Origin of the sequence: Kribbella sp. NPDC050241, assembly GCF_044459685.1 — a bacterium.
GTDB lineage: Bacteria > Actinomycetota > Actinomycetes > Propionibacteriales > Kribbellaceae > Kribbella.
Genome location: NZ_JBITJE010000010.1, coordinates 48,263 through 68,292 on the forward strand (window position 1 = coordinate 48,263; position 20,030 = coordinate 68,292).

General features: G+C 67.3%; 20 protein-coding genes. 4 read left to right on the forward strand and 16 right to left on the reverse strand.

Annotation, left to right across the window (positions count from 1 at the left end):
* Positions 1–3: 3 nt before the first annotated feature.
* The 3 genes from ACIBG5_RS34525 to ACIBG5_RS34535 form a co-directional block, all read right to left on the reverse strand.
* Positions 4–1,227 carry a macrolide family glycosyltransferase gene (locus ACIBG5_RS34525; RefSeq protein WP_396395718.1) on the reverse strand — a complete coding sequence of 408 codons (1,224 nt, stop codon included), beginning with the start codon at positions 1,225–1,227 and terminating at the stop codon, positions 4–6.
* Positions 1,224–2,120: a patatin-like phospholipase family protein gene (locus tag ACIBG5_RS34530; protein ID WP_396395719.1), complete on the reverse strand. Its 897-nt coding sequence runs from the start codon at positions 2,118–2,120 to the stop codon at positions 1,224–1,226. Before ACIBG5_RS34530 ends, ACIBG5_RS34525 begins: the two co-directional genes overlap by 4 nt.
* A gap of 138 nt (positions 2,121–2,258) precedes the next feature.
* Complete coding sequence (locus ACIBG5_RS34535) at positions 2,259–2,963, reverse strand: SDR family oxidoreductase (protein WP_396395720.1); 705 nt, start codon at positions 2,961–2,963, stop codon at positions 2,259–2,261.
* Between the two features lie 78 nt (positions 2,964–3,041).
* Between ACIBG5_RS34535 and ACIBG5_RS34540 the strand changes: the two genes are divergently transcribed.
* Positions 3,042–3,425 carry a winged helix-turn-helix transcriptional regulator gene (locus tag ACIBG5_RS34540; RefSeq protein WP_396395721.1) on the forward strand — a complete coding sequence of 128 codons (384 nt, stop codon included), beginning with the start codon at positions 3,042–3,044 and terminating at the stop codon, positions 3,423–3,425.
* Here ACIBG5_RS34540 and ACIBG5_RS34545 read toward each other — a convergent pair.
* The 12 genes from ACIBG5_RS34545 to ACIBG5_RS34600 all read right to left on the reverse strand — a co-directional run bounded on the left by ACIBG5_RS34545 (position 3,397) and on the right by ACIBG5_RS34600 (position 15,017).
* On the reverse strand, positions 3,397–4,176 hold the full coding sequence (locus tag ACIBG5_RS34545; RefSeq protein ID WP_396395722.1) for a DUF1684 domain-containing protein: 780 nt from the start codon (positions 4,174–4,176) through the stop codon (positions 3,397–3,399). The two genes, ACIBG5_RS34540 and ACIBG5_RS34545, sit on opposite strands and share 29 nt — an antisense overlap.
* Positions 4,173–5,285, reverse strand: a complete 1,113-nt coding sequence (locus tag ACIBG5_RS34550; protein WP_396395723.1) for an LLM class flavin-dependent oxidoreductase — start codon at positions 5,283–5,285, stop codon at positions 4,173–4,175. The genes ACIBG5_RS34545 and ACIBG5_RS34550 overlap by 4 nt, the downstream gene beginning before the upstream one ends.
* Entirely contained in the window at positions 5,275–7,173 is a 1,899-nt protein-coding gene (locus tag ACIBG5_RS34555) for an FAD/NAD(P)-binding protein (RefSeq protein WP_396395724.1), read from the reverse strand. The genes ACIBG5_RS34550 and ACIBG5_RS34555 overlap by 11 nt, the downstream gene beginning before the upstream one ends.
* On the reverse strand, positions 7,170–8,486 hold the full coding sequence (locus tag ACIBG5_RS34560; RefSeq protein WP_396395725.1) for an NtaA/DmoA family FMN-dependent monooxygenase: 1,317 nt from the start codon (positions 8,484–8,486) through the stop codon (positions 7,170–7,172). The genes ACIBG5_RS34555 and ACIBG5_RS34560 overlap by 4 nt, the downstream gene beginning before the upstream one ends.
* Complete coding sequence (locus ACIBG5_RS34565; protein ID WP_396395726.1) at positions 8,483–9,544, reverse strand: LLM class flavin-dependent oxidoreductase; 1,062 nt, start codon at positions 9,542–9,544, stop codon at positions 8,483–8,485. Before ACIBG5_RS34565 ends, ACIBG5_RS34560 begins: the two co-directional genes overlap by 4 nt.
* Complete coding sequence (gene ssuE / locus ACIBG5_RS34570) at positions 9,541–10,596, reverse strand: NADPH-dependent FMN reductase (protein ID WP_396395727.1); 1,056 nt, start codon at positions 10,594–10,596, stop codon at positions 9,541–9,543. Before ssuE ends, ACIBG5_RS34565 begins: the two co-directional genes overlap by 4 nt.
* Before the next feature lie 10 nt (positions 10,597–10,606).
* Positions 10,607–11,572 (reverse strand): ABC transporter substrate-binding protein, encoded by a 966-nt coding sequence (locus tag ACIBG5_RS34575; RefSeq protein WP_396395728.1) that lies wholly within the window; start codon positions 11,570–11,572, stop codon positions 10,607–10,609.
* A 12-nt stretch (positions 11,573–11,584) separates the two neighbouring features.
* A complete protein-coding gene (locus tag ACIBG5_RS34580) occupies positions 11,585–12,532 on the reverse strand; it encodes an ABC transporter substrate-binding protein (protein ID WP_396395729.1) in 948 nt (315 codons plus the stop codon).
* Positions 12,533–12,539: 7 nt separating this feature from the next.
* A complete protein-coding gene (locus tag ACIBG5_RS34585) occupies positions 12,540–13,301 on the reverse strand; it encodes an amino acid ABC transporter ATP-binding protein (RefSeq protein WP_396395730.1) in 762 nt (253 codons plus the stop codon).
* Positions 13,298–14,257: an amino acid ABC transporter permease gene (locus ACIBG5_RS34590; protein ID WP_396395731.1), complete on the reverse strand. Its 960-nt coding sequence runs from the start codon at positions 14,255–14,257 to the stop codon at positions 13,298–13,300. The genes ACIBG5_RS34585 and ACIBG5_RS34590 overlap by 4 nt, the downstream gene beginning before the upstream one ends.
* Positions 14,258–14,344: 87 nt before the next feature.
* Positions 14,345–14,419, reverse strand: a complete 75-nt coding sequence (locus tag ACIBG5_RS34595; RefSeq protein ID WP_370452436.1) for a putative leader peptide — start codon at positions 14,417–14,419, stop codon at positions 14,345–14,347.
* A 217-nt stretch (positions 14,420–14,636) separates the two neighbouring features.
* Complete coding sequence (locus tag ACIBG5_RS34600) at positions 14,637–15,017, reverse strand: nuclear transport factor 2 family protein (RefSeq protein ID WP_396395732.1); 381 nt, start codon at positions 15,015–15,017, stop codon at positions 14,637–14,639.
* 220 nt (positions 15,018–15,237) lie between these two features.
* On the opposite strand from ACIBG5_RS34600, the gene ACIBG5_RS34605 reads away from it, so the two are divergent.
* Positions 15,238–16,473 carry an MFS transporter gene (locus tag ACIBG5_RS34605; RefSeq protein WP_396395733.1) on the forward strand — a complete coding sequence of 412 codons (1,236 nt, stop codon included), beginning with the start codon at positions 15,238–15,240 and terminating at the stop codon, positions 16,471–16,473.
* 60 nt (positions 16,474–16,533) lie between these two features.
* Here ACIBG5_RS34605 and ACIBG5_RS34610 read toward each other — a convergent pair whose 3' ends face one another.
* Positions 16,534–17,874, reverse strand: a complete 1,341-nt coding sequence (locus ACIBG5_RS34610; protein WP_396395734.1) for an NAD(P)/FAD-dependent oxidoreductase — start codon at positions 17,872–17,874, stop codon at positions 16,534–16,536.
* A 223-nt stretch (positions 17,875–18,097) separates the two neighbouring features.
* On the opposite strand from ACIBG5_RS34610, the gene ACIBG5_RS34615 reads away from it, so the two are divergent.
* Positions 18,098–19,426 carry a BTAD domain-containing putative transcriptional regulator gene (locus ACIBG5_RS34615; RefSeq protein WP_396395735.1) on the forward strand — a complete coding sequence of 443 codons (1,329 nt, stop codon included), beginning with the start codon at positions 18,098–18,100 and terminating at the stop codon, positions 19,424–19,426.
* Positions 19,427–19,484: 58 nt separating this feature from the next.
* Entirely contained in the window at positions 19,485–20,006 is a 522-nt protein-coding gene (locus tag ACIBG5_RS34620) for a hypothetical protein (protein ID WP_396395736.1), read from the forward strand.
* Positions 20,007–20,030: the final 24 nt, after the last annotated feature.

Consider the following 20,030-nt stretch of genomic DNA (forward strand, 5'->3'; position numbering starts at 1 on the left):
GAGTCAGGCTCGCCGTGAGGGATCGACCGGCGCTTCGCGATCGACTGGCCCGGCCGCTCGCAGATACTGCTCGAGCTCGTCGGCGGCCCGACGGAACCCACCCGGCTCACGCTCGGCGACCTGCAGGGCCGCTGCCGCCGTACGGAACTTGGGCTCCTCGAGAAGCTGGCGTGCGAGTTTCCGCACGAGGGCCTCGGTGATGTCCTGGTTTCGGATCGTCAAACCCGCCCCGAGCTCCACGACCCGGCCGGCCACCGACGGCTGATCGGCACCCTGGGGAACCACGAGCATCGGCACGCCGGCGTACATCGCCTCGTTGACGCCGTTCATGCCGCCGTGCGTCACGAACAGCGACGCGCGAGCCAGCACCTCCGGCTGAGGGACAGAGCGACGAACGAGAACGTTCGCGGGCAACGGCGTGAGCGCGGAGGGATCGGTCTGCCCAGTTGCGACGACCACTGTCTCGGCCAGAGGCGCGAGCGCGGTCGCGAGCGTGCGGAGCAGCTGCGGATCCGCTGTGAACACGGTGCCCATCGAGATGTAGGCGACCCGGGACTGCAGTCTGCCGATCGGGAACGACGGGTCGGGCGGACGAGCCCCGATGCTTGGCCCGACGAAGCGGAACGACTCGTCGAACCCTGCGGCAGCCGGCTGAAATGTCCGGGAGGTGTAGACGAGATTGAGTGCCTGGCGAATGTTGCCCAAGTCAACCAATGGCAGCCCGCGCGTGGCGAAGCGCCGACGTAGTTCCCACCGAGATCGCACATACCCCTTGACGTGGACCGGATGAGCCGCTGCCGCCAGCAGCAAGCTCCTCGACAGCCCGGTCGGGCTGGGCGCCTGCCGATTGAACGCGAAGGTCGTGAACGACGATGCCACCGGCACGTCGAGCTCGCGAGCTGCTATCGCACCCCACAGACAAGCAGAGTCATGGACGATGAGATCGGGCTGTACCTCACGCAGCTCACCGAGTACGTCGGGCAGCACTTGTACGGCGGTGCGCGCCAGCCCGTCCAGCAACGCAATCGGCGTGGGCGGATCGGGCAACGCCTGATCGCCGCCGGCGTAGCACCGTACCGTGGCGCCGGCCCGCTCGACCTGTGGCCTGAAAGCAGGCGAGGTGTGATAGCTGACCGTGTGACCACGTCGGACCAGTTCGGCGACGATCGGAAGGGTCGGGTTGACCCGCCCGGGCATCGCGATGTTGAGGAAGGCGATCGTGCTCATTGACTCGTTCCTGTCTCGGCGCGAGCCTGCGACGGCTCGGTGTCAGGGTCGACTCGGTACAGCCCGGGGCCATCGACCTCGAGTTCCTCGAGAAAGCGCTCTGCCGTGACCGTCGCCGTGGTGATCAACCGCTCTGAATGCCCGAAGTCCCACGGGGCCGGCCATGTGTCGACGCCGGTAGGCAGCACGACGGTGGGGATGTGTTGGGACACATCGTGCAGATCGGACTCGATCTGATGGTGCACCTGGAGTACAGCGGCCCTCGAGGCGATCGCTCCGGCGCGGCGGCGTGGTGTCACCGGCGGCAACGGCCAACTCGCCGGCCCGGTCGAGAGAACCAGCACGCTGGCCGCCCCCACCGCGTAGGCCGCCCGCACCGGAACGTAGGCGATCAGACCACCGTCGACAAGAGTCCGGTCGTCCCGTACCACCGGTGGCAGAACGCCGGGGATGGCAGAACTCGCCAGCAGCGCTGACTCGAGGTCTCCGCAGTCAAGCCGAACCTCGGCACCGGACGCGAGGTCCATTGCGACGGCGGTGAACGGGATCGGCAAATCGTCGATCCATGCCGGCAGCTCAGCACCTGCGATCAACCGGCGCAGGCCACGATCGGAGAACAGGCTCGCACGCGAGGACAGGTAGCCAAGCGGGAACACCTCACGACGACGGAGATGAATCCACACCTCGTCCAACCGTGCCGCGGCAGAGGAGGGATGCGCAGCGGCAATGGCACCGGTGAGGGCCCCGACCGACGTACCAACGATGAGGTCCGGGACGAATCCGCGACGTTCCAGCGCGTGCCCGACGCCAACATGGGCCGCGCCGAGCACACCACCACCGCCCAGGACCGCGGCGACCGGACGGGGCAGCGCCGCCAACCCTCGACTGCTCATGCCCTGCATGGCCCACCTCGTGGCGCTGACTGACTGACTCACTCACTCACAGAGGAAGACCGAGTACCTCCCTTCTGTGTGACACACCAGCGGCCGAACGCTTTCGAGTGCCAGCTGCCACGCCAGCGAGGTCGTGGGTCAGGCGGTCTTGTGGCGGGCTCCGCCCTCGAGGTGGATCGTCTCTCCCGAGATGAAGCCCGCGTGGAGGAGCCACATCACCGTGTCGACGACGTCCTCGGTCTCGCCGTGCCGTCCGACCAGCGTGCCGGCGGCGCTCTTGCTCAACAGCGCGGCCTTGTTGTCGCCGAGCCGGTCCCAGGCGCCCGAGTCGACGACACCGGGCGAGATGGCGTTGACCCGCACCGGGGCGAGGTCCGCCGCGAGGTGGCGAGCGAGAAACTCGACAGCGCCGTTCGTGGTCCCCTTGACCAGTGAGCCCGGCCCAGGCCGCCAACCGACAATGCCGGAGAACAACACGATCGATCCAGCCGGCCGCAGCACCGCAGCGAACTGCTTCGCAACCAGCATCGGTCCGATCACCTTCGCCGTGAACGCGGCCACCAGTTTGTCCTGGTCCAGGTCGACCGCACGAACGTCGTGCGGTGCGGAACCAGTCATCACGATGTGATCGACGCCATCCTCGAGCTGTGCGGCCGCGGCGGCGACCGTCGTCTCGTCCTGCAGATCGATGCGCACCGCGGTCGCACCGATCTCGCTCGCCGGCGCGTCGGCGGCCGCCAGGTCGCGTGCGCCGATCACCACGTCGTACCCGTCCTTCACCGCACGCCGCGCGACGGCCGCCCCCAGCGCCCGTGCACCACCGATGACCAGGATCCGCTCCATCTGTGTCACTCCCTCTCGTAGGATCGGATCAACGGTATGGATTTGATACCGGTATCTTCAACGGAACTGGGAGCACCCATGGGCAAGGCCTACAACGTGATGGCAGCCAGCTGCCCGAGCCGTACGGTGCTGCACCGCATCGGCGCCCGCTGGACGGTGTTCGTCGTCAACGCCCTCGCCGACGGACCGCGTCGCTTCACCGACCTGAAGTCCCACATCCAGGGCATCACGCCGAAGGTCCTGACCGAGACCCTCCGCTCCCTGGAAGTCGACGGTCTGATCAGCCGGCACGAGTACGACGCGAACCCGCCGCATGTCGAGTACGACCTGACGCCGTTGGGACGTTCCCTCCTCGTCCCGCTCCTCGCCGTACGGCGCTGGGCCGAACAACACGTCCCCGACATCGAAGCCGCCCGAGCCCGCCACGAGAACGTCACCGCACCTTCTTCTCGCCGGCCGTGACCGGCAAACCGAGCCGGTTGCCCGGAACGGGCGCCGGGCAGGTCCCGTACGCCGTGAACGCGAACGGCAGATTGATCGTCCGGTTGAAGTCGACCAGGACGGACTGGTCGCGCTCGACCACCCCGGTGGTGACCGTGCGCCAGGGCGCCGTGTCGTCGCCGTTGGTGTCGTCATGGAACGACAGCGACAGCCGGCCATCACCCGCGGGCGTCGCCACCAGCTCGTACGCCGAGTCACCGAGCGCAAGGTGGACAGTGCCCACCGCAGTGACGTGCTGACGCAGATCATTGCGGGCCGTGGAAACCTCCACCCGCTCGGGTTCGGCGTACGGCGTGTAGTAACCGCGCACCACCCAGTCCTGATTCAACGGGTACGTCGGAACGCCAGTGAAGTCACGTCGTGTCGGAGCCTGCGGATCGCGCTGGCGAACGGCGTACCGCCCGCCCCGCAGCACCAGTTCGACGAGCCGATCTCCACAGAGCAACCAACTGAGCGAAGCCGCCTCGGCAACAACGGACGAGACCGTGCCGTGGACCGGATCACCGTTCAAGGTGAGCTCGCCGTCGGCAGTGACGTACGCACGTCCGTCGGTGGCCCACCAGATCCCCGGCAAACCGGACAGGGCGGTCGGTGACGCGGGCAGCCAGTCGAAGGCGACCACGCTGAGCCAGCCGTAATCCGTGTTCAGATCCTGCTCGCGTGCCGCATGCCAGGTGTGCCAGTCCTGCTCGAGGTCGGAAACGACAGTCATGAGGCCAGCTCCTTCCGGGTCTGCTGCTCGCGGTGCGCCACTTCGGACCGCACCAACGGGATGACGTAGCGACCGAAGTCGATCGCATCGTCGTAGATGTCGTACCCGCGGGCGGAGAAGATCCGGATCCCGAGGTCGTAGTAGTCCAGCAACGCGGCCGCGACGGTGTCCGGCGTACCGACCAGCGCGGTCGAGTTGCCGCCGCCACCGGTCAGGCCGGTCGGTGCGGTCCACAGCGCGCGGTCGTGCCGCTCGCCCTCCGCGACCGCCTTCAGTAACCGTTGCGATCCCGCGTTCTCCGGCGACTTCGAGCGGAGCCGCGTGCTGATCGGGACGCCACCTGCCTGGACGTCCTTGATCCGGCCGAGGACGCTCTCGGCCTTCCCCCAGGCCAGCTCCTCCGTCGGAGCGAGGATCGGGCGGAACGCGATCTGGATCGTCGGTCGATCGGGACGGCCGGCCCGCGCCGCCTCGGTATCGATCGTGGCCAACTGGTCGCGGGTGCCGGCCAGCGGCTCCCCCCACAACGCGAAGATGTCCGCCTCGGCCGCACCCACGGCGTACGCCGCCTGCGACGATCCACCGAACGAGATCCGCGGCCGCGGTTGCTGCAGCGGTTTGATGTCCGCCACGAACTGCTCGAACCGGTAGTGCTGCCCGGCGAAGTCGAAGCGCTCGTCCGAAGTCCAGGCCTGCTTGAGGATCTGGATGAACTCTCGGGTCCGGCCGTACCGGTCGTCCTTGGCCAGGAAGTCGCCTTCGGCGGCCTGGTCGGCGGTCGACCCGCCGGTGATCACGTGCACCTCGAACCGGCCGCCGCTGATGTGGTCCAGCGTTGCGAAGGTTTTCGCGGTCAGCGTCGGGTACGCGACGTTCGGACGGTGTGCCACCACCAAGTTGATCCGTTCGGTCCTGCCCGCGACGTACGCCGCGACCTGCGCCGGATCGGGCGATCCGGAGTGGTAGGCGAACAGGATCCGGTCCCATCCGTTGTCCTCATGGGCCCGGGCGAGTCTGGCCGTGTAGTCCAGGTCCAGCGGGCCGCCGGTTCGCGGCGTGACCTCGCTGGCCGGGTTGGTCCCGGCGATGCCCAGGAACTCAACTGGCATGGCGTTCTTCCTTCCGTACGGTGGGAGCGAGAAGTGTGAGCAGGTGCCGGGCGACCGCGTCGTTCTGCCGGAAGCCGGGACCGTTGAAGTGCGGGCGGGAGAAACCCGACGAGCCGGCCGAACCGGAGACCGACGGCCCGAGCAGGAACAGCGACGGATGCACGGTGCCGTCGGCACGGATCGCGCGGCACTGTGCGTCGGCCTTGAGCTGGCCGCCGCCCAGACTCGTCCCATCCGCAGCGAACAGCTCGTCGGCCGCCAGTACGCCGTCTGCCAGCAGCCCGCGCAGCAGCGGATCAGTGGTCGCCAGCACGTCGGGACGCGGCAACCGGGCCTCGACAAAGGCGCGGGCCCGGATCTCGCCGGCCACACCGGGGCTGCGGGCCACGAAGCGATCGCTGTCGATCGCGACCTCGAGCTCGGGTCCGGCGAACCGGACGATGCCGGCCCGGTGCAGGGCAAGCAGCTCTTCGAGCCGCCGCGGCGGCGGACCGCTGGCCACGAACGAGAAGAACCCGTGCCACTCCGCCTCAACCCGTCGGACCCGGTCCTCATCCGTCAACCGGCCTTCGACGATCGCAGCCGACAACACGCTGTAGATACTCAGCAAGGCGTTGAACACCGCAAGATCCGCCGAGTACTCCGGATCCGCGCGGCGCACGAGGTCCGCCTCGATCAGCCGGCTGAGGAACCGCTCGAACCGCTGCCGATCGGCGAAGAACTGCCCGGTCAGCGGCCGGTCGACCGCGGCCCGGACGAAACGGTCCTCCGGATCCGGTACGGCGACCTCGACCGCGGCGACGAACTCCGGTGCGGAGGGCAACGAACGATCCAGCACCTCGGCGAACTGTTGCCACGGCCACCTCGTCCGCTCCGGATGAGCGGTGAAGAGCTGTTGATAGTGGGCGAAGGTCAGCTCCTTGTCGATCAAGGGCCGCAGCTGACGATCGAAATCCAGTACGCCGTCACCCAGCTCGGTCAGCGCCGCCTTGGTCAGGTAGCGGGTCGGCACCGGTTTCGTCCCGGCGACGGTGTAACCGAGTTTCGCGTGATACGGCACACCGCGCCGGGACCCGACGTACAGGATCGGCTCGTGGCCGGACGGGCGATAGCTGAGCAGGCCGTCGCACTCGTCGTACCAGCCGCCGCGGCCCTCGGTGAGGAGCACCATCAGGTCGATGAACGCCTGGCCGAAGCCACGCACGATGACGTTGTCGCCCGGGTGCAGGTCGTCGAGATCGACGTCCGCGGTGTACCCGGGCGGGATGTACGTCAGGCCGGCGTCGTAGGCCTGGGCCGCCCAGGCCGCCTCCGAAGCCGTCGGGAACCGCTCGAGGTAACCGAGTGCGAGGATGACCACGTCCGCCCGCAGCTCTTTGCCAGAGGCAAGGATCACGCGATGGTCGGCGGTCAGCTCGATCGCTCGTTCCGGATGGGTGGTGACGGTCGCCGGGACCTCGCCGACGACGCGTTGCCAGGCCCAGGCGAGGTACTCCGCCTGCACCACGCGCGGCGGGAAGTCCATCGGGCCGGGCAGCTCCAGCCCGGCCCGCTCCAGGATCACCGCGCCTTCTCCGGCGACCCAGGTGGCCAGATCCGGCCCGGGCACCACAGGTCCTTCGCACTCCACCGATTCGTCGGTGAAGATCGTGACGTCCGACGTCATCGAGTTCATCCAGAGCAGCCGCGACTGTTCCCGCCGCCAGATCCGTCCGCCGCCGGCCGGATACGGATCCACGACGTGGATCTCCACTGGCCGGTCGCCCAGCAGCTCCGGCGCGTTCGCCGCGAACCGCTCGAGGAGCCCGACGGTCCGCGGTCCGCCGCCGACGAACACGACCGTCGCGGGCGGCTCCTCCCACGATCTACGCAGGTCGGCCACGGTCATGCCGTCACCCCGAGGTGGGAGCGGAGCGTCGTACCGGCGTACTCGGAACGGAAGACGCCGCGCTCGCGGAGCAGCGGGACGACGCGGTCGACGAAGTCGTCCAAGCCACCGGGCGTGAGATGCGGGACGAGGACGAAGCCGTCCGCCGCGTCCTCCTGCACGTGGCGGTTGATCGCCGCGGCGACCGTGGCCGGTGAACCGATGAAGGTCTGGCGGTTCTGCTGGTTGATCACGGTCTGCCGCAGTGACCAACCGTTCGCCTCGGCCTGAGCCCGCCACTCGGCGACGATCGGGCCGGGATCGTTGTAGCCGACCCGGCCTTGGGTCACCGTCGACCCGACCACCGGGTCCTCCGCCGGCAGCGGACCATCCGGGTCGTACGCCGACAGGTCGCGACCCCAGAGCAGCTCCGCCAGGACGATCGCGGTCGGTCCGGACACCTGCTGCTGCCGGATGTACTGGGCCTTCTCGACAGCCTCGGCATCGGTGTCGGCGACCACCACCGTCACCGCGGGCATGATCTTCAGCGACTCCTCGCTCCGCCCGTGCCGCGCCAACCGTGCCTTCACGTCCTTGTAGAAGGTCTGCCCGGCCTCGAACGTCCCGTGCCGGCTGAAGATCACGTCCGCACTCGAGGCGGCGAACTCCCGGCCTTGGTCGCTGTCACCGGCCTGGATCACGACTGGCCGCCCCTGCGGCGACGGCGGCAGCCCGAAGCGCCCGCGGATGCTGAAGTGGTCGCCCTCGTCCGCGAAGGCCCCAGCGCCCTCGCGGGCGAAGACACCCGCCGCCTGGGCGAGGACCAGATCGTCCTCGGACCAGGAGTCCCACAGCTTGCGGACGATCCGGAGCGACTCCTGTGCCCGGACGTAACGGTCGGCCTTGTCCAGGTATCCGCCGCGGCGGAAGTTCTCACCGGTGAACGCGTCCCAGGACGTCACGACGTTCCAGGCGGCGCGGCCGCCGGAGAGGTGGTCGAGGGTGGCGAGTCGTTTCGCGAGTTCGTACGGCTCGTTGAAGGTCGAGTTCACGGTGGCGGCCAGGCCGAGGTGAGTGGTGACGGCGGCCAGGGCACTGAGCACGGTCAGCGACTCGGGGCGACCGACGACGTCGAGGTCGTGGATCCTGCCCTTCACCTCCCGCAGCCGTAGTCCTTCGGCCAGGAAGAAGAAGTCGAACGTGCCGCGTTCGGCAGTCTCCGCGAGGTGCCGGAACGAGGCGAAGTCGATCTGCGACCCGGACTCCGGGTCCGACCACACCGTCGTGTTGTTGACGCCCGGGAAGTGCGCCGCCAGATGGATCTGTTTGGTCATCGTGCACCTCCCGGCCGGGCCAGACCCAACCTGGTTCGCAACAGTCCCTCGCGTCGTGGCGTTCCCACGAGCCTCCTTGCCTGCAGCAAGGGGATGAGCCGGTCCGCGATCACCGGTACGTCGATCTCCAGCGACGCCGGCCGCAGGTGCACCCCATCCACCCCCGCCGCACTCCAGCCGGCGATCAGGTCCGCCAGCCGCTCGACCCCGCCGATGTGATCGAGGTGAGCCGCCCCATCAGCCCGCCTAGCCGCCGCCACCGGATCGTCGTCCAGCAACACTCCCACCGACACCAGCACCCGCGGCGATCCGGCCGAACGTATGGAGGCGACGCGGTCCGACAACCCGTCTGTGCCAGGCAACAACACCAACTCCGCGTCGGCTGCTGCTTCCAGCGCCTCCGGGGTGTTCACCCGGACGGCGGTGATCGGGTGGCCCTGCGGCGGGCGGGGAACGATCGACGGGCCTTTGATCGTGAAGGAGGGAGCTTGATAGTCGACGTAGTGGATGCGATCGCGGTCGACGAAGCGGCCGCTGGCGGCGTCGCGGATGATCGCGTCGTCGTCCCAGGAGTCCCACAGTCGTCGGCTGACGTCGACGACGTACCGCGCCTCGCGCCAGGTCTCGGCGGCGGGGGCCGGCTCCCGTCGCCCGATTACGGCGGCCGCCTCGGCGGACGTCGACACATCCGCGACCCACCCGCCCCGGCCAGACGACACGTGGTCGAGCGTCGCGATCGACGCCTGCACGTGGAACGGCTCCGTGTGGGTGACCGTGATGGTCGGCAACAGCCCGATCCGATCAGTCGACGGCGCGATCCGAGCCGCCAGACCGAGCGCATCCAACCGGACGCTCACGCGATCAGGTACGTCGGCCGGTGCCTCCAGCGCGTCCGTGAACGTCGCAAGGTCGATCCCTGCCGCCTCCGCCCGCTGCACAGCACGCACGGCCAGCTCACCCGTCAGAATCGCCGCCGGATCAACCTCCGGCCCGCGCCAAGCTCCCGGATGTCCACCGGCGCCGTCGATCTCGATCGCGGTGATCAGCCGCGGGCTCACGACGCCACCCTCAGCGCCACTGGTAGTTCCTTGGTGAACGGCAACGGCCCGATGGCTTCCGGGTCCGCCTCGACATCGAACTGCGGTACGAACCCGGCTGCCAGATACAACGCAGCCGCCTCCGGCTGCCGCGGTCCTGTCGTCAGGTAGAGCTTGCGATAGCCGAGATCGAGCGCAGCCGCTTCCAACTCGGCCAGCACCCTCCGGCCGAGTCCCTGGCGCCGATGCAGGTGCGAGGTCCACATCCGCTTCACCTCCGCGGTGTCGCCGTCGTACCGGCGAATGGCCCCGCCCGCCACGGTCTGACCTCCGTGCCGAAGCAACACGAACGCACCTCCACGCTCGACGTGGAAGTCCGTCGGCGGAACCTCGGTCAGCTGCGTGTTCTCATTCGTCCGGCCGTAGCGGGTGCTGTACTCCACGACGAGATCGGCCAGCAGCGGAGCGGCCTCCGGGTCCTCCGGCCGCGCCCGCAGTACTTCGACCGCCGCAGCCTGCACCGGCACACTCTCCACCGGCTGCGCGCCTTCCACAGTGGACCGGAACGCCTCGGTCACCTGATACAGCGGCACCGAGGCCACCGGATCCAGCAGCAGCCCGCCACCGTCGTACAAACGGATGTGTGACGACAGCACGAACCAGCCCTGTCCGATCGCCCCCGCGCCGAGGCTGGTGAGCACCGGACGCAGCGCGTAGTCGATCACCAGCACGTGCGCCGGCGTACCGCCCGTTGCCAACGGCAACACCGTCTTGCCTCGCAGCGCGTACTGCGGGAGCAGGTCGAGGAACACCTTGAGCAGTCCGGAGTACGCCGCCTTGTAGACCGGAGTCGTGACGACGACGGCGTCGGCGGACTCGAGGGTCTCGACAGCAGCGGCGATGCGGGGATCGTCCGCCCGTCCGCGGAGCAACGCCTCGGCCGGGAGATCGCGCAGGATGATCGGAGCGACCTCGTGACCGTGGCTGAGCAGTCGCTTCGTCACGTACTCCAGGACCGCGTCGGTGCGGGACGGGATGGACGGACTGCTCGAGATGGTTGCGATCCTTGCCATGTGTCGCCTCCTACTTCTGCTTGTCCTTGGGAAGGCCGGGCGGGTTGACCAGCGACTTCGGCACGGCCTCGGACGGCAGGCCCCACTTGGCCAGCACCTTCGCGTAGCTTCCGTCCGCGATCGCCGCGTTGAGGGCGTCGGCGAGCGGCTTGACCAGGCCGTTGTCCTTCTTCGTGGTGATGCCGACGAGGCCCTGCACCGGGTAGCTGGACGACACGGTGCCGACGATCTCGGTCTTGCCGGCGGTCGCGACGTGATAGGCGGCGTTCGGGTTCGGGCCGAGGTAGAGGTCGATCCGGCCGGACTCCAGGGCCAGGTAGGTATCCGATGCCTGCTGGTAGTACTTGGGTTCTGCGGGCGGCCGGCCGGCCGCCACGTTCTGCTTGTTCCAGTCGAGCAGGATCGCCTCCTGGAGAGTGCCGGAGCTGACCGCGACCTTCTTGCCGGAGATGTCGGCCGGGCCGGTGATCTTCAGCCCGGAGCCCTTCTTCGCTTCGAACGCATGCAGGCCGAGGCGGTAGGTGGCGAAGTCGTATTTCTCCTTGCGCAGCTCGGACACCCCGATGTTCGAGATGCCGACCTGGTACTTGCCGGAGTCGAGGCCCAGGAACAGGTTCTCCCAGCTGGTGGTCTGGATCTCCGGCGTCAGCCCGAGCACGCTCGCGGCCAGGTATGCGATGTCGATCTCGACGCCGATCGGGGTCTTGTTGTCGTCCGCGGTGAAGCCGAGCGGCGGCAGTCCCCCGCCGGCAGATCCGTTGCCGACGACAAGCTTCCCGCTGTCGCGGACCGCGGCGGGCAACTCGGCGGCGATGCTGTCCACCTTGGCCGAGGTGATGTGCTTCTGGTTCGCCGACGTGTCGAACGCGACGACCGACGCGTCGTTCCCCTTCGGCGCCGCACTGGTCTGCGGGTCGGCACACGCCGCCAACGACAGCAGTACGGCGGCAACCGTGATCGTCCAGGATTTCCTCATGATGATGTTCCCTCAGCTCGTCAGCGGGAGTCCGGGCGGATTGATCTCCGACTTCTCGACCGCCTCGTTCGACACGTTCCAGCGGTCCAAAACCTTGGCGTAGCTGCCGTCCGCGATGACCGCGTTCAGCGCCGCCTGGTAGGCCTGGACCAGTCCGCTGTCCTTCTTCGTGGTGGCCGCGATCAGCCCTTGCAGGGTCGGGCCCGCGCCGGAGAACTTGCCGATCGTCTCGGTCTGACCCGAGGTCTTGACGTGGTACGCGATCGACGGGTTCGGTCCGAGGTAGGCGTCGATCCGGCCGGAGCTCAGCGCCAGATAGGTGTCGGACTGGGTGTTGAAATACTTGATGGCCGCGGCGGGCAGTCCGGCCTTCACGTTCGCGTCGTTCCAGTCGAGCAGGATCTTCTCCTGGTTCGTTCCGGACCCGACGGCGATCGTCTTGCCGGCCACGTCCTTCCCGCCGGCGACCGTCCAGTCACCGCCCTTCTTCGCCTCGAACGCAATGTCGTCCTTGCGATAGGTGGCGAAGTCGTACTTCTGCTTGCGTTTCTCGGTCACCGTGATGTTCGAGAAGCCCGCGTCGTACTTGGCCGAGTCCAGGCCGAGGAACAGGTTCTCCCAGCTGGTGACCTGGACGTCCGGCTCGAGTCCGAGCGCCCCGGCGACCAGGTAGGCGATGTCCACCTCCAGGCCGATCGGCGTCTTGTTGTCGTCGGCAAGGAATCCGAGGGGCGGGTTGCCGGCGCCGAATCCGGCGCCCACGATCAAGGTGCCGCGATCGCGGATCCGGGCCGGAAGCAAGGCGGCGGCGGCCTCGTTCTTCGTAGTGGTGATGCGGTTCTGCTCGGCCGAGGTGTTCACCCCGGTGTCAGCGGAGGCATTGACCGCATCGGGTTGGGAGCCGCAGCCGGCCACCAGCAATGCGGCGACAGCTGCGACGGGGATCAGGACACGTCTCATGGTGACCTCAGAGGACTTTGGAGATGAAGGCGCGGGTGCGCTCATGACTGGGGTTGTCGAGCACCTCGTGCGGTGGACCGGACTCGACGATCCGGCCGCCGTCGAGGAAGACCACCGTGTCGGCGACCTCCCGGGCGAAGCCGATCTCGTGCGTGACGACGACCATCGTGGCGCCGTCGCGGGCGAGTTCCTTGATCACGTCGAGGACCTCGCCGACCAGCTCCGGATCGAGGGCGCTGGTCGGTTCGTCGAACAGCAGGACCTTGGGCCGCAGGGCCAGCGCACGGGCGATCGCGACCCGCTGTTGCTGGCCACCGGACAGTTGGCGGGGATAGACGTCGGCCTTGTCCCCGACGCCGACCCGCTCCAGCAGTTCGCGAGCCAGTGGCTCGACCTCGCCGCGCTTGCGGCGCTGCGCCGACACCGGAGCCTCGACGACGTTCTGCAGCGCGGTGAGGTGGCCGAACAGGTTGAAGTTCTGGAACACGAAGCCGACCTGTGAACGCTGGTGCAGGATCTCCCGCTCGCGCAGCTCGTGCAGCTTGTCGCCGCGGCGCCTGTAGCCGATCAGTTCACCGTCGATCCGGATCAGGCCGCGATCGACCTTCTCCAGATGGTTGATCGACCGCAGCAAGGTCGACTTCCCGGAACCCGATGGACCGAGGATGACGGTGACTGAGCCGGTTCGCACCTCCAGGTCCACACCCTTCAGTACTTCGAGCTCTCCGAAGCTCTTGTGCACACCCTTGATGTCCACCATCGCTGTCATCGGGCCGCCCTCGCCGTCACATCGCGCCAAGTACGCCGTACCCGTTGCATGGGCGTGGGTGGCAGCTCTCGCGCCGTACCTCGGGCGAAGTGGCGCTCGACGTAGAACTGGACGATGGACAGCAGCGTGGTCAGCACGATGTACCACACCGTCGCCACCATCAGCAGGGGTACGACGCGGCTGTTGCGGCCGTAGATCACCTGGACCTGGTAGAAGAGCTCCGGGATCGCCATCACCGAGACGATCGAGGTGCCCTTGAACAGGCTGATCACCTCGTTCGCGCCGTTCGGCAGGATCGAGCGCATCGCCTGCGGCAGCACGATCCGGAAGAACTGACGCAACCTCGGGATGCCCAGTGCGGCGGCAGCCTCCACCTGCCCGGCATCGACCGAGATGATGCCGCCGCGGATGATCTCGGCGGCGTACGCGGCCTGATGCAGCGCCAGCCCGAGCACCGCCGCTCCGAGCGGCCCGAACAGGTCGTTCGTACTGAAATGGACGAACTCCGGCCCGAACGGGATGCCGAGGCTCAACTCCTGGTACAGGTAGGCGATGTTGAACCAGAACAGCAACTGCACGATCAACGGGATCGAGCGAAAGGCCCAGATGTAGCCCCAGGCAACCACCTGGAGGAACGGACTTCCGGACAACCGCATGGTCGCGATCACCGCGCCGAGCGCGAACCCCAGCACAGTGCCGTAGACAGTCAGCTGCACAGTCACCCAGAGCGCCGAGAAGATCGTCCTGGTGGTGAAGAACTGGAAGAACGTCGGCCAGTCCCAACCCGGGTTCGTGGCGAGTCCGTGCACGAACATCGCCAGCAGCACGAGGACGACACCCACACCGACCCATCGCCATGGATGTCGTCGCCCTACGACGGGCAGATCTCCGTCCGGAACAGCGGTCTCCGGCGGCTCGGTGGCATGCGTGGCAGAGGTGACTGATGTGGTCGACACTGGTTCTCCCTGGCGGTGGGCAGGCTTCGCGGGCACAGCGCAGCAGACGTCCGAGAACGGACGCCGTACGGGACGCGAGAGGTCAGATCAGCGCAGACACAGCGCGCTGGACACCCGAAGGAGGTCGATGTGGAGGCGGTAGTACGGCAGTTCGCGCGTCATCTCCGTCTCCTCCGTTCGGTCCTGAAATCGACTCAGTCATCCCAGTATGGGACGAGTCTGAAAGATTAGTAACCCAGTAGACAAAGGTTTCATTATGCGGACACCCGTAGGTGCGACGACTGTCGCGGCTCGGGCTGCGGAGCGAGCGTTCGTGCACGCGCAACAGAAGCGGCCGCGGACCTGAGGTCCGCGGCCGCTCTCAGTGCTACATGGTGGATCAGGTGCCCGGAGCGATCGCACAGGCTGAGACACAGACCCAGGTGCCCTCACGCTTCTGGTACGCGTCCGTGTACAGAGCTTCCTGCTCCGCGCCATCGGCGAGCATGGTGTACGTGCTGCGACCGTGGATCAACGCAACATCGCTGAGGATGCGGACCTTGACGTCGTGCACAGCGAGATCCTTGAAGGGCCGCGGCTTGGCGATGTACTCGAGGAACTCCTCACGGTTGCGGGTGACGCCCGGGGTCTGCACGACGAAATCCTCAGCAAGCAACTCGCTGAAGCGCGTGGCATCGCTGGCCTGGTCGGCCTCGACGTAGTCGAGGTTGAGCCGTTCGAGGATCGCCAGATCCTCGGGCGACTGCTTGGTGTCGCTCAATTCCCTACTCCTTCTGTGTGCGGTCCGACGGTCGTTGCAGGCGTGCACAGCGACCGGCGTCATCGTGCAAGTGATCAGTGTTCGATCCGTGGCGCCGCCTTACCGATGCGTCGAGGAGCGAGCGAATTCTGCGGAGTTGTTGGTAAGACGGCGCGACGGATCGACGCTCATCAGTGGACGAGGACTTCGCGGTTTCGGGACTGGAGAGAGGCACAACTCGATGCAAGGTGTGGGCCTGCCGATCAACCTGGGCCGCCGGGCCAGAACGCGCCGGCTGGCGTTCGTCTCGGCGGTGGTCTCTCTGATAGCCGTGTTTGCTGCGGTGGGCTCGACCATCCCCCTTTTCAACATCTACCGGGCCGAGGACGGGTTCACCAACGCCGACATCTCGCTGACCGTCGTCGCCTACTCCGCCGCGACTCTCAGCACGCTGCTGGTGCTGGGACGACTGTCCAATCATGTGGGCCGACGGCCGCCCGCGATCGCCAGCCTCGGACTGCTCGTACTGGGTTGCCTGCTGCTCTTGAACGTGCACGAGATCGGCATCCTGATCGCCGGCCGGCTCCTGATGGGACTCGGCGCCGGGCTGGCCAGCAGCACCCTCACCGCCTACATCGTTGACGCTGCACCGGCCAGGCCGACCTGGCTTGCTTCCGTTGCTTCCAGCCAGACAGTCATGCTCGGTCTCGCCGTGGGTGCCATCGCCTCCGGTGCCTTGGTCCAGTTCGGCCCGTGGCCACGTGACCTCATCTACCTGGTTGTCATCGGCCTGCTCTTGCTGTCTGCCGCACTCGTCGCCATCAGTCCAGAGACAGTGACTCCGAGGCCGGGTGGTTGGCGATCACTGCGCCCTAGCGTTCGCGTGCCGGTCCGAGTCAGGCATCTGCTCCCCGTCGCGGCCGCGGTGCTCCTGGCCACCTGGGCGACCGGGGCCTTCTACCAGGCCTTCGTGCCCGCTCTGGTCGCAGATCAACTTCACACCAACAACTCGCTCGTCCTCGGACTGGTGTTCGCCGCGTACATGGGCCCCAGCGCTCTGGGCGCTCCCCTTGGCGGCCGGTTCTCACCGGCGGCAGCTCAGCGCATCGGCATGATCGCCTTCCTGGCCGGATGGATCGGCCTGATCACAGCGATCAGCACCGGTGCATTGCCGTTGTTCATCGCGGCAACCATCGTTGCGGGAGCCGCTCAGGGCATCGCCATCAGCGCCGCTACCCGTGGTCTGCTGTACGGCAGCACCCTGCCCGACCGGGCACCAACCTTCGCCGTGGTCTATCTCCTCAGCTACAGCGGCGCGACCGTTCCCAGCCTCATCTCCGCCCGACTCTCCACCATCTTCGCCCTACCGCAGATCGCGCTCGGATACGGCGGACTTGCCCTCGTCGCCACGCTGTTCACCGTCTTCGCCGCACGCAACCCGCACACCCGAGACGACCAAGAACAGCCAGAATTCTGAGCGACCGACGTCGGAGCGCGCGGCAGGTTCACACTGCGACCCAACCGCTGATCCCCTGCGTCAGGCCGAGCGGGTCGAACTGACCGTGGCCTCCTTGGCTTCGGTCTCGAACGCCTCCCGCGGGCTCTGGACCGAAGCCAGCGAGACGATGTCCCGACCGTAGAAGAACGCGATCAGCCAGACGGCGAGAACCCGGAACTTGCGGTCCCAGGTCGGGACGGCGAGCACGTGGTAGCCGCGGTGCATCAGCCACGCCGGCAGGCCCTTGATCACGATGCCGCGGTACTGGAAGATCCCCTTCCCCAGGCCGAGGGTCGCGATCGCGCCAAGGCTGCGGTGCACGTAGTTCCTCGGTTCGCGGCCGCGTAGCGCCTGGACCAGATTCTTCGCCAGCCGCTTGCCCTGCCGGACGGCATTCTGCGCGTTCGGAACCGTGAACGCACCCGGCACCGGTGACGCGAGGTCGGGAACGGCGGCGTCATCACCCGCGGCCCACGCGTCGGGCACGATCTCGTCGTCGGTGCCAATCCGCAGGTCCGCGCGGACCTGGACCAGCCCCCGCGGAGTGTGCGGCAGATCGGTGTAGTTCCGGAGCAGTCTGGTCGCGGCATTACCCGCCGTCCACACGACCAGCTCCGAGTCGAACGTCGTACCGTCCGACAGCACGACATGCCCGTCCTCGGCCGAGTCCATCGTGGTGCCCAGGTGCACGTGCGCGCCACGGCGTTCGAGCATCCTCACCACCCACCGGCCGGGCTTCTCGGTCACCTCCGGCAGGATCCGTCCCGTCGCCTCGACCAGGTGGAACGCGAGGTCGTCCGCGGACAGCTCCGGGTAATGCTTGACCAGCGCCTGCGCCAGCGACATCAGCTCGGCGAACCCCTCCACCCCGGAGAAACCACCGCCGACGAAGGTGAACGTGAGCAACCTGCTCCGGTCCCGGCCCGGCGGCAGACAAGCCGCCTCGTCGAACGCGGTCAGCACCCGGTCCCGGATCGCCACCGCTTCCTCGACGTGCTTCAGCCCGATCGCGCGATCGGCCACGCCGGGGACATCGAACGTCCGGGTCACCGCACCAGCGGTCACCACCAGGATGTCGTACGTCATGGTGAAGTCCGACCCCTGCGCCGGCCGGATGACGACCGTCCGCGCCTGGTGCTCGATGTGGTTGACCATGCCGGCAACCAGCTTGGTCCGGTGCAGGTTGCGGCGCAGCGAGATCGCCGCGTGCCGCGCCTCGACCGAGCCGGCCACGACCTCGGGCAGGAACGGCTGATAGGTCATGTACGGCCGCGGATCGACCACGACCACCTCGGCCTCATCGCGCCGAAGCTTCTTCTCCAACTTCCACGCCGTGTAGAACCCGGCGTACCCACCGCCGATCACCAGGATCCTGCGCACCGACTCACCCTCCGTCCATTCACTTCACCAGTCGAGAACCAGCAGATACCCGATTCGTGCCATGACCTGGCCTCGATCTTTCGTGGTTGGTTGAGGGGTGGTGTCGGGTCACCCGTGGCAGTATCCCCCGCATCCCACAGAAGCCAGACGATGCAGGTCAGCCGTCGTCTCATCCAGGGTCAACGACTTGCGTGGTGTCGTACGCCAGGGGCAGGCTCGTCCAATGGAGTTCCGCCTGCTTGGATCCTTCGAGGCAATGGATGCGGGCCGGCGTATCCCGCTGCGGCTTCGCCGGCAGGAGCGGTTGCTGCTAGGCATTCTGCTTCTCAATGCAGGACATACAGTTTCGATCGACCGGCTGACCGATCTGCTGTGGGACGGCGAGCCGACCGCGAACGCACGGCATGCGGTCCATACCTACATCGGACGGCTGCGGAAGCTGCTCGCGTCGTACGACGTCGAGATCGCCACTCAGGCCGATGGATACGAGTTCAAGCTTGCCGACCATTTCGTTGATGCCCTGGAGTTCCTCCAGGTGGCGCGCGACGCCGCTGCGACGACTGATCTCGCCGAACGTGCGCGGCATGCGGGCGCGGCGCTCGCCCTGTGGCGTGGCCCTGTCCTGGCGGATTTGACGACTCCGTCACTGCGCTTGCGAGTCGGCGCGACTCTGGAGGAATCCCGGCTGACCACAGCGGAGACGTGGGCCAACATTCAGCTCGCCATGGGGCACCACGACCGCGTGATACTCGAGGTCGCTGGACTCGCGGAGCAGTATCCGGCCCGGGAGAGGTTGGTCGCCGCGGTCATGACCGCTCTTTACCGCGCCGCTCGGCAGGCCGATGCGTTGCACCTTTACGACCGTTCACGAAAGGCACTCGCTGAGGAGCTGGACATCGAGCCTGGACTCGAGCTCGAGACCGTATATCAACGGATCCTCACGAAGGATGTGCGACTGGAGCGACCGGCCGCCCCCATCTACGCCGTACTGGTGGGTGAGTTCTGGTTGCCGTGGAGTGTTGGCGGCCACCCAGCTCTGGAGTTCTGCAATACCTATGCCGGCTGGGGTGGACCGCGCAGTCCCGGCGCCGAGTGGCTCCGTGGATATCCCACGCTGGCCGTTTGGGCCGGCCATCAGGACTTGCTGGACGACGCAACCATCACCGACCTACTCAGCGACGCACAGCGGGATCCACTCACTGCGGCCGGCGTACTGGATGAGGCGCGCAAGTTGCGCGGATGGCTGTACTCCTGCCTCACAGATCCTGGGGACCCTCAGGCCTTCGCCTCTGTCGCGAGGTACGTCGAAGAAGCCGCGCAGAACGCAACGTTCGACTGCCGGTCGAATGGCGTTGCTCGGTGGAGTATCAACCGCGACATCGGCCTTCGAGCGCCGATTCTCGCCGTCGCGCAGTCCGCGGGTCAGCTTCTCGCCGATCCTCGGCGACTGACCGTCTGTGCGTGCTCGAGTCCACAGTGCGGATGGCTCTTCATCGACGAGACCGGCCGACGCCGCTTCTGCAGCGTCGCGACCTGCGGCGATCCCTTATGACACGACGGGATGCGATGTGGTGACTTCGTGGTGAGCTGCCGCCGCCACCCTTGTCGACATGTCTAAGCGACTCTTCTTCCTAGCCCTTCTCATCACACTGCTCCTAGGGGCGACACCGGCTCGAGCGACCACAAGTGGTGGCTGGGTGCCGGCACCGTCAGCGCCATTCGACGCACCCGCCGGCACTCGGTGCGACTTCCCCGTCCATGCCGAACCGGTCCTCGACGAGGTAAAGACGCGGGTGCTTGCGCGCTATTCAGACGGCTCGACGAAACGCGAGGCGTACGTCGGCGACTTGATCTTCGACGTCACCAACCTCGCCACGAGCAGGACTATCCGCGTTGACATCGGCGGCAGCGCGCTCGTCGACTACGCCAGAGGTGGAACACTCGAAACGAACTCCACCTGGCACTTGGTCGGACCGGCGATGTTCGGCTTTCGCGAGAACGGAGGAAACCGTCCCCGCGGGATCTACGTGTTCGACGGCATCTTCCGCGTCGCGTTCGACGCCACCGGGGTAAAGACCGTAACCCGGTACCAGGGTATTGAGCGCAACCTGTGCGAGGAACTCCAGAGCTGAGAACACCGCGTCGCGTGCGGGTGT